Source organism: Azotobacter armeniacus, from assembly GCF_054779355.1.
Window position 1 is genome coordinate 38875 of the sequence record NZ_BAAGYK010000040.1, and the last position, 12928, is coordinate 51802.

The following is a 12928-nucleotide window of genomic DNA, read 5'->3' on the forward strand; positions in this document are numbered from 1 at the left end:
CGCTCATCGGCCGCCAGGCCCGACGGCCCGGTAGTGCATCGACCAGCCCAGGCGCAGGCGCTGCCTGGACGCCAGCAGCCTGAGTCCGGGCCGTCCCGGCAGGTGGTGGGCATTGACCGGGTGGCTGACCGGCTCGAAGCAGAAGAAATCCCGCCCCTGCGGGGTGTAGAGCAGAAACAGCCCGGCACCCTCGGCCCGGCACTCCAGCGCGTAGCCGGCATCCGCCTGGAGGATGCGGCAACACCCGTCCCAGCCGTCGAAGGCATGGTCGAGCGTTTCCTCCGGCAGGGCGCGCGGCTCCCTGAAGTCCCATTCCGCCGGCAGGACGATGCAGCGCTCGGGCAGCCGGTGGCCGGGCTCGTGCCAGACGCCGCTCGCCTGCGCCTGCAGGCGGGTGGCCGGAGTGCGCGGCAGATAGGGGTGCAGGCCGAGGCCGTACCAGGCCGGCGCGCTGCCCAGGTGCTGCACCTCCAGCACCAGGTCGAGCCGGCCCTCGTCCAGATCGATGCGCTGCTCGGCGCGGTAGGGAAAGGGGCTGGCGCTGTCCAGCGCCAGGTGGGCGTGCTGCGCCCCCTGCTCGAGGACCCTCCAGGGCTGCTGCCAGGCGCTGCCGTGGATCGGCAGGGGCTCGCCCGGACTGTTGGGCGCGAGCGCCAGCCAGCCGTCCGGATTGGCGAAGCCGCCGCGGTCGATGCGGTTCGACCAGGGCACCAGCGGATAGCAGGCCAGCCGGCGTGGACTGCCGCTGGCGAGGTCGTCGGCCGTCGCGGGACGCAGCAGGGGCCAGCCGGAATCCAGCGCCTGCCAGCCGGCCAGGCTGCCGCCGATCTCCGGAGCCAGGGTCAGGCGGGTCAGGCGGTCTTGCAGGATCAGCATGGGGACCTCCGGGAACGTAGACATGAAAATGCCCGCCGAAAGGCGGGCATGGGCTGGAACAGGTGGTGCGCTTACAGCACCACGCTCGGCAGCCAGAGGGAGATGGCCGGGATGTAGGTGACCGCCAGCAGCACGGCGAACAGCGCGATGTAGAACGGCAGCAGCGCCTTCACCGTGTTCTCGATGCTGACCTTGCCGATCGCCGCGCCGACGAAGAGCACCGCGCCGACTGGCGGGGTGATCAGGCCGATGCCGAGGTTGACCAGCATGATCATGCCGAAGTGCACCGGATCGACGCCGATGGCGGCGATCACCGGCATCAGGATCGGCGTCAGGATCAGGATCAGCGGTCCCATGTCCATCAGCGTGCCGAGGGCCAGCAGCATGAAGTTGATGCACATGAGGATCACGTAGCGGTTGTCCGACAGGGTCATGAACAGCCCGGTGATCTGCGAGGGAATCTGCATCAGGGTCATGATGTAGCCGAAGGCGCCGGCGAAGGCGATCAGCACCATCACGATGGACACGGTGCGCACGGTGCGGTGCATCAGCGTGGGCAGGTCGCGCCACCTGTAGTCGCGGTAGACGAACATGGTCACGAAGAACGCCCAGAGCACGGCGACGGCCGCCGACTCGGTGGCGGTGAACACCCCGCTCATGATGCCGCCGAGGATGATCGCCATGGTCATCAGGCCCCAGATCGCCTCGACGCAGATCTTCAGCGCCTGGCGCAGCGGGATGACCTCGCCCTTGGGGTAGTTGCGCTTGCGGGCGAACATCAGGCACATGCCCATCATCACCACGCTGAGCAGCAGGCCCGGGCCGATGCCGGCGATGAACAGCGAACCGATCGACACCGTGCCGCCGGCCGCCAGGGAGTAGAGCACGGAGTTGTGGCTGGGCGGCGTGAGCAGCGCCTGCACCGAGCCGCCGACAGTGACCGCGGTGGAGAACTCGCGCGGGTAGCCCTTGCGCTCCATCTCCGGGATCAGCACCGAACCGATCGAGGCGGTGTCGGCCACCGAGGAGCCGGAAATGGCGCCGAAGAAGGTCGAGGCCAGCACGTTGACCAGCGACAGGCCGCCGCGGATGAAGCCCACCAGCACCCCGGCGAAGGCCACCAGGCGGCGGGACATGCCGCCTTCGGCCATGATCGCGCCGGCCAGCACGAAGAAGGGGATGGCCAGCAGGGAGAACTTGTCCACGCTGCCGGCGATCTGGATCATCAGCGCGTCGAAGGGGATGTCGATCCACCAGGCGCCGATCAGCGCGGCCAGGCCGAGGGCATAGGCCACCGGCATGCCGATCAGGATCAGCAGGGCGAAGCTGCCCAGCAGGATGAGCGCGTCCATCAGAGGGCCTCCTCGCAGTCGATGTCCTCGTGATCCAGGCGCACTACGGCACGCCGGCTCTGGTCGCCGAACAGGGCGCGCTCGACGACGAAGATCAGGGTGATGAGTCCGCCGAGCGGGATCGGGGCGTAGGTCAGGCCGACCCGCAGGCCGGGCAGCGAGCTGGAGAACTGCTCCCAGGTCTCCATGCACAGGGAGGTGCCCCAGAGCAGCATGAACAGGCTGATGAGCGCCATCAGCAGCTGCACTACGACCGAGGCGTAGTGCCGGAGGGCCGGCGGCATCCGCTTGGTGAGCATCTCCACCGCCATGTGCGCCCAGGCCCGGTAGCTGGCGGCGGCGCCGATGAAGGTGAACAGCACCATCAGCAGGACCGCCACGGGCTCGGGCCAGTACGAGCCGCTGCCGAGCACGTAGCGGGTGAAGATGCCCAGTGGAATGATGAGGGCGATCGCCGCCACCGACAGGCCGGCGGTCCAGATGCACAGGCTGTAGAGCCGGTCGCCGGCGCGTAGCAATGCCTCTTTCATGGCGAGCTCCGGAAGGGTTTTCGCCTTGGCGGCGCGGGTGGTCGTCAGGGTGTTCATTGGACGGCCTCGATACGCTGGACGAGTTCCGCATAGGGCTTGCCGTACTGGGCGCGCACGCCGGCGGTGGCCTCGCGGAAGGGCTTCTGATCGACCTCGATGAGCTCCACGCCGGCGGCCTTGAGTCCGGCCACGCTCTCGGTGACCTTGGCGTCCCACAGCTCGCGCTCTTCCATCTGCGCCTCGCGGGCGAACTTCTTCAGCAGCGCCTGCTGCTCGGGCTCGAGCTTGTTCCAGGTGCGCTTGGACATCACCAGCAGCTCGGGAACCATCAGGTGACCGGTCAGGCTGTAGTAGGGCGCGACCTTGTAATGGTTGTGGGAGAACATGGTCGGCGGGTTGTTCTCGGCGCCGTCGATCACCCCGGTCTGCAGGGCGCTGAAGATTTCCCCGGCATCCATGCTGATGCCGTTGCCGCCCATGGCGTTCATGGCGTCGAGGAAAAGCGGGTTGCCCTGCATGCGGATCTTCATGCCCTTGAGGTCTTCGATCCTGCGCACCGGCTTCTTGGTGTAGAGGTTGCGGGTGCCGCCGTCCATCCAGCCCAGGGCGACCAGGTTGAAGTTGGAGTTGGTCACCTTGTCGAGAATTTCCTGGCCGATCTCGCCGTCGATGACCTTGCGCATGTGCGCCTCGTCGCGGAACACGAAGGGCAGGTTGAACACGTTGACGTCCGGCACCACCGGCCCCACCACGCCGAGGCTGATGCGCGCCAGCTGGACGGCGCCGAGCTGGGTCTGCTCGATCACCGCCTTCTCGGTGCCGAGCACGCCGCCGGCGAACATCTGGACCTTCAGCTCGCCGTCGGTGGCCTGTTCGAGCTTCTTGCCCATGCGCTCCACGGCGACCACCGTGGGGTAGCCGGCCGGGTGGGTGTCCGAGGCGCGCAGGGTCAGGGCGCTGGCCAGGCCGGGCAGGCAGAAGGCGAGCGGGAGGGCGAGCAGCAATTTGTTGTATTTGTGGATCATGGAGCGAATCTCCTGGTTGTTCTTGTTGGAGAGGCTGGTGGAACCGCCGTGGCCGGTTCAGCCCCGGAAGGCGGGCTCCTCCAGGCCGCGAACGCCGGGTTGCAGGGCGAACACCCCGCCGGCCAGGGGCTGGTCGGCGAGGTCGACGCCCTGCGGGCGGATCGAGGTGACGAACAGGGTGTCGAGGCCGGGGCCGCCGAAGGCGCACATCGCCGGCTTCTTCACCGGCACGGCCAGCGAGCGGTCGAGGCGGCCGTCGGGAGTGAAGCGGTGGACCAGGCCGGCGTCGTTGGCGCAGATCCAGTAGCCGCCGTCTTCGTCCACCGCCGCGCCGTCGGGACGGCCGGGATGCTGGCGCATGTCGACGAACAGCCGGCGGTTGTGCGGGACGCCGTCGTCCGGGTCGTAATCGAAAGCCCAGATGGCCTGTACCGAGGGATGCGAGTCGGACAGGTACATCGTCCGCCCGTCGGGGCTGAAGCCCAGGCCGTTGGGGACGACGAGGCCGTCCAGCCAGGTCAGCAGCGGTGCGCCGCCGGCCTCGCCGACGAAGCGGTAGAGCACGCCGGCGCAGTGCCCGGCGGCCATGTCCTGGTGCATGCTGCCGACCCAGAAGCGCCCCTGGCGGTCGCAGCGCCCGTCGTTGCAGCGCATCCCGGGCAGGGCATGGCGAATGTCGGCCAGGCGGGCTCCGGCCAGACGGCCGTCGGCGCCGGGCTGCAGGTGGAACAGGCCGCTCTCCAGGCCGGCCAGCCAGCCGCCCGCCGGGTGGCGGGCGATGCAGGCGAGCATCTCGTCGGCCTCCCAGCTCGCCGTGGCGTTGTCCGCCGGGCGCCAGCGGTGCAGCCGGCGGGCGGGAATGTCGACCCAGTAGAGGGCCTGTTCGGCCACGCTCCACACCGGACTTTCACCGGTGCCGTTGCGGGCGTCGAGCACGAGTTCGGCTTGCATGGCGGCGCGGTCTCTTGTCGTTATGGGCGCAGGCGCGGGCGGATCAGTCGTCGAACGGGCCGGCCGCGGTGAAGGCGCCGCCCTGGTAGACCGCCACCGGATCGTCCGGGGCCGGGGCCGGCTGGGCCTCTACCTTGGCGCGGAAGATCTCCGAGCTGTCCTGCGGCGCGAAGCCCAGGTGTGCGGCCAGGCGGTTGTCCCACCACTGGTCGCGGTTGTTCGAGGCGCCGTAGACGATGGTGTGGCCGACATTCGGGGTGAACAGCGCGCGGCCGATGAGGTCGGTGAGGTCGCGATAGCTCAGCCAGGTGCTGAGCATGCGGCGGTTCTGCGCCACGTCGAAGGAGGAACCGATGCGGATGCTCACCGTCTCGATGCCGTAGCGGTCGAAGTAGAAGCTGGCCATGTCCTCGCCGTAGGCCTTGGACAGGCCATAGTAGCCGTCGGGGCGGTGGACGGCGCAGGCGTCGAGCGTCTCGCTCTGCTTGTAGAAGCCGATGACATGGTTGGAGCTGGCGAACACCACACGGCGGACGCCGTGCCGGCGTGCCGCCTCGTAGATGTGGAAGGTGCCGCGGATATTGGCCTCGAGGATTTCCTCGAAACGCCGCTCCACCGACAGGCCGCCGAAGTGGACGATGGCGTCGACGCCCTCGACGAGGGCATGGACCGCGGCCTTGTCCGCCAGGTCGCAGGTGATCACCTCCTCGTGGTCGCCGGCGGCCGGCGCCATCGGACTGATGTCGGACAGGCGGAGGATGCGGGCGTAGGGACGCAGGCTTTCCCGCAGGACCTTCCCCAGGTTGCCGGCCGCGCCGGTGAGCAGGAGACGATCGAGGACGGGACTGTGAGCAGGATGAGGCATGGCTGGGAACCGCTCCGATTGTTATTGTTCAATATTCATACGTCGTCGTATGACTTTTCCGAATTATCGACAGCACGTCTCGCCCTTGTCAACGTAATTCGGCGAGCGGTCGAGCGGCGAATGCGGGATGCCTCGACGCCCACCGCTCACCTGGAGGCATCGTACCCCCTCGCACGGCGCCCTGCCCGCCGCATTGCCGGCCAGCCCCTGGCACTTGCCCGTACGCCGCGGCAAAGGTGGCGAGAGGATCAACCGTCAAGCGGCATGTCATACGATGATAAGTCCGCATGGGCCTGCCCGGCCGGTTCGAGCCGGCGCAGCTGGCGATGCCGTCCGGGAGGAAAGGACGACGCGGACTCAGGGCCGCCGGCAACGGGCGGCAGGTGCAAGCTGCCAAGGCGCACGCCTGTCCCGAACGGCAACAGCCGCCGATCCACGTGCCGCCAGTGCACGACACCCCGGCATCCGGGCGAAGTCGGCGCCTCCGTTCAGCACCGATTGAAAATCGGGACAGTCGCTTGTCCGCGACTGCTTCAGGGAACGAAGACCTTGCCCGGATTCATCAGCCTCCTGGGGTCGAGAAGTCGCTTGATCGATTTCATCAGGTTCAGCTCTACCGCATCCTTGTAGAGCGCCGCAGCACGATGCTTGGATTGTCCCAGTCCATGTTCGGCACTGATGCTGCCATTGAAGGCCGCCACCACTTCATAGACGGCGTGCATGATGGCGTCGGCGCAGGCCTTGAACGAGGCATCGTCGGCACCGACCGGCTTGCTGATGTTGTAATGTAGGTTGCCGTCGCCGACATGGCCGTAACAGACGATGCGGTCACCGGGAAACCCGTCCTGCAGGGCCGTATCGACCCGTTCGATGAAGGCGGGGATGCTGCTGACCGGAACGCTGATGTCGTGCTTGAGGCTCGGCCCCTCATGGTTCTACGCCTCGGAAATGCCCTCGCGCAGATGCCACAGCGCGGCCACCCGGGCCTCGCTGGTGGCGATCGCCGCATCCAGCACCAGCCCCTGCTCGAAGGCCTCGCCGAGCGCGGTCTCCAGGACGTCGCCCAGGGCGGCATCGGGCAGGGTGTCGCCGAGCTCGATCAGGACATACCAGGGATGAACCTGCGCAAAGGGGTCCGTACAGCCGGCGACGTGCCGCAGCACGAACTCGACGCTTTGCCGGGACATCATCTCGAAGCCGGTCAGGCGGTCGCCGCCCAGGTCGCGCATGATGCCGATCAGCGCCAGCGCGGCCTGCGGAGACGGCAGCGCGACCCAGGCGGTGGCCTGGCTGCGCAAGGCCGGGAACAGCTTGAGCACGGCCGCGGTGATGACGCCGAGCGTGCCCTCGGAACCGATGAACAGGTGCTTGAGGTCGTAACCGGTATTGTCCTTGCGCAGACCGCGCAAACCGTTCCAGACGCTGCCGTCCGGCAGGACCACTTCCAGCCCAAGCACCAGGTCGCGCATGTTGCCGTAGCGCAGGACCGCCGTGCCGCCGGCATTGGTCGCAAGATTCCCCCCGACCGTGCAGCTGCCTTCGGCGCCCAGCGACAGGGGGAACAGGCATCCGGCCTCGGCAGCGGCCTCCTGCAGCCGCTGCAGGACGACGCCCGCCTCGACGGTGACGGTCGCGTTGGCCGGATCCACTTCACGGATGCGGGCCATGCGGGTCAGCGACAGCACCACCTGCGTGCCGGAATCGTCCGGCATGGAACCGCCGCACAGACCGGTATTGCCGCCTTGCGGGACCAGGGAAACCTCCGCCGCATGGCACAGCCGGACGACCGCAGCGACCTCCTCGGTCGTGGCGGGCCGCACGACCAGGGCAGCCTTGCCGCGAAAGGCATTGCGCCAGTCGGTCAGATAACTGCGCATCTGTTCGCCGTCTTCGATCAGCCCCCCTGCGCCGACTATGTCTCTTATTTTTTCAATGAAATCAGGCGGTAGATCCTTGTCCATGTTGTTCTCTCGAGCGGATGGAAAAACGGGGAGTCACCGGCGAGCCGCCGGTCATTTCCTTCCTGGTGCGTCCCTCGAGGCGGCAAGGCCTTCGCCCTCTTCCGCTCCCGCGGAGCACCATAAAAAAAAAGGCGCACTCGTGGTGCGCCCTACTGCAGGAATCAGCAAATGTGCGAGGGTCGCGCGGCGCCGCTTGTGGCGACACCGCGCCTTATGGAACTGCCGCCCAGAGCAGCGCCATAACCGGTGCGAAGAGTTGTCAGACCGGCGTCAGCAGCTCTCCCTTGTCGATGAACGCCTGCAGGTTGGCGATGACCAGCTCCTCCATCTGCAGGCGGGTTTCCTCGGTGCCGCTGCCGACGTGCGGCAGCAGCACCACGTTGGGCATGTCCAGCAGCGCCGCCGGCACCTGCGGCTCGCGCTCGAAGACATCGAGGGCCGCAGCGCCGAGCCGGCCTTCGGCGAGCGCCGCGACCAGCGCCGCCTCGTCGACCACCGAGCCGCGCGCCACGTTGACCAAGAGGCCCTTCGGACCCAGCGCCGCAAGCACCCCGGCATCGATCAGGTGATGGGTCGAAGGTCCCCCCGGGCAGGTCAGCACCAGGAAGTCGGCCCACTGCGCCAGCTCCACCAGAGAAGCCGCGTAGCCGTAGGGGCAGCCGGCCAGCGGCCGGCGGTTGTGGTAGCGCACCTGCATGTCGAAGCCGCTGGAGCGCCGCGCCAGCGCCTGGCCGATGCGGCCCAGGCCGACGATGCCCAGGCGCTTGCCGCTGACCCGGGTGCCCAGCGGGAAGTTGCCGATCAGCCACTGGCCGGCGCGGACGAAGCGGTCGGCCTCGGCGATCCGTCGTGCGCCGTCGATCAGCAGGCCCATGGCCAGGTCGGCGACGCACTCGTTGAGCACGTCCGGCGTGTTGCTGAGGCGGATGCCGCGCCGGCGCACCGGCTCCAGCGGGATGGCGTCGTAGCCCACGCCGAAGCTGCAGATGGCGCGCAGGCTGGGCAGCGCCTCGAGCATCGCCGCCGTGCAGCCGAAGCGCGCCGAGGTGACCAGCACCTCGAACTCCGCACCGCGCCCGGCCAGAAAGGCCGCGCCGTCGGCGTGCTTCCAGTACGCCTCGGCGCCGTACTCCTCGGCCATGCGCCGGTTGAACCGCTCGCTCAGGGCGCCGACCTGCAGCACCTTCAGTCCCTTCATGGCAGATTCCTCGATGGCTTCGATCGTCGGACGACCTCAGGTTACCGGCGCCGGATTGAACAGCACCAGATCGTTGTGCAGGCGGTGCCGCTCGGCCCAGGTGCGCGTGCGGCCGCTGGCCACGTCCAGGTAGAGGCGGAAGATCTCCCAGCCCAGCGCCTCCAGCGAGAGCCGCCCGGAGGTCACCCGCCCTGCGTCCACGTCGATCAGGTCCGGCCAGCGCTCGGCCAGCTCGGTGCGAGTGGCCACCTTGATCACCGGCACCATCGCCAGGCCATAGGGCGTGCCGCGCCCGGTGGTGAAGATGTGCAGGTTCATCCCGGCGGCCAGCTGCAGGGTGCCGCAGATGAAGTCGCTGGCCGGGGTGGCGCAGAACTGCAGGCCCCTGCCCCTGACCTTCTCGCCCGGCGGGACCACACCGGCGATGGGGCTGGAGCCGGACTTGGCGATCGAGCCCATGGCCTTCTCGACGATGTTGTTCAGCCCGCCCTTCTTGTTGCCGGGGGTGGTGTTGGCGCTGCGGTCGGCCATCCCCCGCTCCAGGTAGCGGTCGTACCAGTCCATCTCGCGGATCAGCGCGTCGGCCACCTCGGGCGTCGCCGCCCGCGGGGTAAGCAGGTGGATGCCGTCGCGCACCTCGGTGTTCTCCGAGAACATCACGGTGGCGCCGGCGCGCACCAGGAGGTCCGCGGCGACGCCCAGCGCCGGGTTGGCGGTGATCCCGGAGAAGGCGTCGCTGCCGCCGCACTGCATGCCGACCACCAGTTCGGAGGCCGAACAGGTCTCGCGGCGCCGCTCGTTCAGGACCTCGAGGCGCGCCTCGATCAGGCCGAGGATCTGCTCGACCATCCCGGCGAAGCCGTTGCCCGACTCCTGCAGGCGGTACAGCCACTGCTGCTCGCTCATCCCGCTGGTCAGCGCATCGCCAGGCATCAGCTGGACCGGCTGCAGCTTCTCGCAGCCCAGGCCGATGACCAGCGCCTGGCCGCCGAGGTTGGGGTTGCGGGCGAGGTTGAACAGGGTGCGGATCGGGATCACCGCATCCGGCGCGTTGATCGCCACGCCGCAGCCGTAGCTGTGGGTCAGGGCGATCACGTCGTCGACGTTGGGGTATTTCGGCAGCAGCTCCTTGCGCGCCCGCTCGACGCAATGCTCGAGCACCCCGGCCACGCACTGCACGGTGGTGCTGACGCCGAGCAGGTTGCGCGTGCCGACGCTGCCGTCGGGGTTGCGGAAGCCCTCGAAGGTGAAGCCCTCCAGCGGCTCGAGCGGCGCGGCGACCTGGGTCGCCCGCGGCAGGTTGTCGAGCGCCGGCGGCTCCGGCATGCGCAGGTGCGCCTCGGTCACCCAGCTGCCGCGGGGAATCGGCTGCAGGGCGTAGCCGATGACCTGGCCGTAACGCACCACCTCGGCCCCTTCGGCGAGGTCCGTCAGCGCCACCTTGTGGCTCTGCGGGATGTTTTCGACGGCTTCCAGGCCGTCGGTGAAGCGGCTGCCGGCCGCCACGCCCTGGTCGTTGACCACCACGCCGACGTTGTCGTCCGCGTGCAGGCGGATGTAGCGCGGCGAATCCTGATGTTCGATCAACATGACACTACCCTCATACAGATTTCAGGCGGACGCCGCGCTACCCTGGGGACCGAGCGGAGCGGCCGGGGCCTCTTCGTTGCGAGCGGAGCCGCCCTGGGTCGGACCGTCCTTGAGTTCGACGCGCTGGATGCGGCCGACGATCACCAGGTAGCTGAACACCGCCACCAGCGCGTTGGCGCCGACGTACACCAGCGCCCACTTGAACGAGCCGGTGGCGCTGATGATGTAGCCGATGACGATCGGCGTGGTGATCGAGGCGATGTTGCCGAAGGTGTTGAACAGGCCGCCCGACAGACCGGCGATCTGCTTCGGCGAAGTGTCCGCCACCACCGCCCAGCCCAGCGCGCCAAGGCCCTTGCCGAAGAAGGCCAGGGTCATGAAGCCGACCACCATCCACTCCGCCTGGACGTAGTTGCAGAACACCATGCTGGTGGAGAGCAGCAGGCCAGTGACGATCGGCAGCTTGCGCGCCAGGGTCAGCGAGTGGCCGCGACGCAGCAGCCAGTCGGAGAGTACCCCGCCGAGCACGCCGCCGATGAAGCCGCAGAGGGCCGGCAGCGAGGCGATGAAGCCGGCCTTGAGGATCGACATGCCGCGCTCCTGCACCAGGTACACCGGGAACCAGGTGAGGAAGAAGTAGGTGATGCCGTTGATGCAGTACTGGCCGAGGTAGACGCCGACCAGCATGCGGTTGGTCAGCAGCTGGCGGATGTAGTCCCAGCGCGGTCCCTGGCTGCCCGACTTGCGGGCGCTGTCCATGTCGACCAGGCCGCCGTTCTGCTCGATGTGCTCCAGCTCGGCCGGATTGATGCGCGGGTGTTCCTTGGGGTTGTAGATGGTCTTCAGCCAGACGCCGGAGAAGACGATGCCCAGCACGCCCATCATGATGAACACGTGCTCCCAGCCGAACTTGTGGACGATCCAGCCCATCAGCGGAGCGAACAGCGCGGTGGCGAAATACTGCGCGGAGTTGAACACCGCCGAGGCCGTGCCGCGCTCGGCGGTGGGGAACCAGGCGGCGACGATGCGCGCGTTGCCGGGGAACGACGGCGCCTCGGCGAAGCCGACCAGAAAGCGCAGCATGAACATGGTGGTCACCGCCCAGGCCACCGGCACGGTGTCGACGAAGCCCTGCAGCAGGGTGAACAGCGACCAGGTGAAGATGCTCCCTGCGTAGACGCGCTTGGAGCCGAAGCGGTCGAGCAGCCAGCCGCCGGGGATCTGCCCCAGGACGTAGGCCCAGCCGAAGGCGGAGAAAATGTAGCCGAGGGTCACGGCGTCGAAGCCGAGATCCTTCTGCATGCTGGAGCCGGCGATGGAAATGGTGGCGCGGTCGGCGTAGTTGATCGTCGTCACCAGGAACAGCATGAGCAGGATCAGGTAACGCACGCGGGTTTGCTTGATGGCTTGCATGATGTTGGGCTCCACAAATTGTTGTGTTGTAACGTGGAGCGCCCTGCTCGTGCAGGGCGCGGACTCACGACCGGCCGCTCGTCATGCTGTCGACACGGCCGGGCGAGGCCACTGCAGGAATAACCCGGCTTACTGCGGGCCGAGCTTCCTGATCAGCGCGGCGAGGCGTTCGTACTCGTCGGGCAGCAGGTCGGTCAAGGGCGCGCGCACCGGGCCTGCGTCGTGGCCGACGATCTTCGCCCCGGCCTTGACCATGCTCACCGCATAGCCGGCGCGGCGATTGCGGATCTCCAGCAGCGGCAGGAAGAAGTCGTCGATGATCTTGCCCACGGTCTCGTGGTCATCAGCGGCGATGGCCTTGTAGAACTCCATGGCGGTGCGCGGGATGAAGTTGAACACCGCCGAGGAATAGACCGGCACGCCCAGGGCCTTGTAGGCCGCGGCGAAGACTTCGGCGGTCGGCAGGCCACCCAGATAGGTGAAGCGCTCGCCCAGGCGGCGGCGGATCGACACCATCAGCTCGATGTCGCCCAGGCCGTCCTTGTAGCCGATCAGGTTCGGGCAGCGCTCGGCGAGCTGCTCCAGCAGGCTCGGGGTCAGCCGGCAGACGTTGCGGTTGTAGACCACCACGCCGATCTTCACCGACTTGCAGATCGCCTCGACGTGGGCGGCGACGCCCTCCTGGCTGGCTTCTGTCAGGTAGTGCGGCAGGATCAGCAGGCCCTTGGCGCCCAGACGCTCGGCCTCCCGGGCCATGTGGATGGCCTGGCGGGTCGGACCGCCGACGCCGGCGAGGATCGGCACGCTGCCGGCACAGGTGTCCACCGCGGTTTTGATGATCTGCGGGTACTCATTGATGTCCAGCGAGAAGAACTCGCCGGTGCCGCCGGCGGCGAACAGCGCACTGGCGCCGTAGGGGGCCAGCCACTCCAGGCGGCGGGCGTAGGACTCGGCGTTGAAGTTGCCGGCGGCATCGAAGTCGGTGACCGGGAAGGACAGCAGCCCGGAGGAGAGGATGGACTTGAGTTCTTGTGGAGTCATTGGTCGAGCACCCTGCTTGGTGAGGTGGGAGTCTCCGGTCGGCGACCGGGCTTAGAAATAAGTTATCGTATGACTCCCGTAAAAACTAGCCCCTCTCCGTGCCTTTTTCAGCATCTCCGGCGCCTG

10 protein-coding genes and 1 pseudogene are annotated in these 12928 nt (G+C 68.0%); all 11 read right to left on the bottom strand.

The window, feature by feature from the left end; translation table 11 throughout:
* Positions 1-3: 3 nt before the first annotated feature.
* Positions 4-876, bottom strand: a complete 873-nt coding sequence (locus ACYVD0_RS09470; RefSeq protein ID WP_460426594.1) for an aldose 1-epimerase — start codon at positions 874-876, stop codon at positions 4-6.
* A 71-nt stretch (positions 877-947) separates the two neighbouring features.
* Entirely contained in the window at positions 948-2228 is a 1281-nt protein-coding gene (locus ACYVD0_RS09475) for a TRAP transporter large permease (RefSeq protein ID WP_460426595.1), read from the bottom strand.
* A complete protein-coding gene (locus ACYVD0_RS09480) occupies positions 2228-2758 on the bottom strand; it encodes a TRAP transporter small permease (RefSeq protein ID WP_460426623.1) in 531 nt (176 codons plus the stop codon). The genes ACYVD0_RS09475 and ACYVD0_RS09480 overlap by 1 nt, the downstream gene beginning before the upstream one ends.
* Positions 2759-2811: 53 nt before the next feature.
* Positions 2812-3783, bottom strand: coding sequence for a TRAP transporter substrate-binding protein (locus ACYVD0_RS09485; RefSeq protein WP_460426596.1), 972 nt, complete (start codon positions 3781-3783; stop codon positions 2812-2814).
* A gap of 57 nt (positions 3784-3840) precedes the next feature.
* Complete coding sequence (locus ACYVD0_RS09490; RefSeq protein ID WP_460426597.1) at positions 3841-4734, bottom strand: SMP-30/gluconolactonase/LRE family protein; 894 nt, start codon at positions 4732-4734, stop codon at positions 3841-3843.
* A 43-nt stretch (positions 4735-4777) separates the two neighbouring features.
* Positions 4778-5599: an NAD-dependent epimerase/dehydratase family protein gene (locus ACYVD0_RS09495; RefSeq protein WP_460426598.1), complete on the bottom strand. Its 822-nt coding sequence runs from the start codon at positions 5597-5599 to the stop codon at positions 4778-4780.
* Between the two features lie 533 nt (positions 5600-6132).
* Positions 6133-7560 (bottom strand): annotated as a pseudogene (locus ACYVD0_RS09500) (FAD-binding oxidoreductase).
* A gap of 259 nt (positions 7561-7819) precedes the next feature.
* Positions 7820-8758, bottom strand: a complete 939-nt coding sequence (locus ACYVD0_RS09505) for a 2-hydroxyacid dehydrogenase (RefSeq protein WP_460426599.1) — start codon at positions 8756-8758, stop codon at positions 7820-7822.
* A 36-nt stretch (positions 8759-8794) separates the two neighbouring features.
* Positions 8795-10348, bottom strand: a complete 1554-nt coding sequence (garD, locus tag ACYVD0_RS09510) for a galactarate dehydratase (protein WP_460426600.1) — start codon at positions 10346-10348, stop codon at positions 8795-8797.
* 21 nt (positions 10349-10369) lie between these two features.
* Positions 10370-11761 (bottom strand): MFS transporter, encoded by a 1392-nt coding sequence (locus ACYVD0_RS09515; protein ID WP_460426601.1) that lies wholly within the window; start codon positions 11759-11761, stop codon positions 10370-10372.
* Positions 11762-11890: 129 nt separating this feature from the next.
* Complete coding sequence (gene kdgD, locus ACYVD0_RS09520; RefSeq protein ID WP_460426602.1) at positions 11891-12802, bottom strand: 5-dehydro-4-deoxyglucarate dehydratase; 912 nt, start codon at positions 12800-12802, stop codon at positions 11891-11893.
* Positions 12803-12928 lie beyond the last annotated feature (126 nt).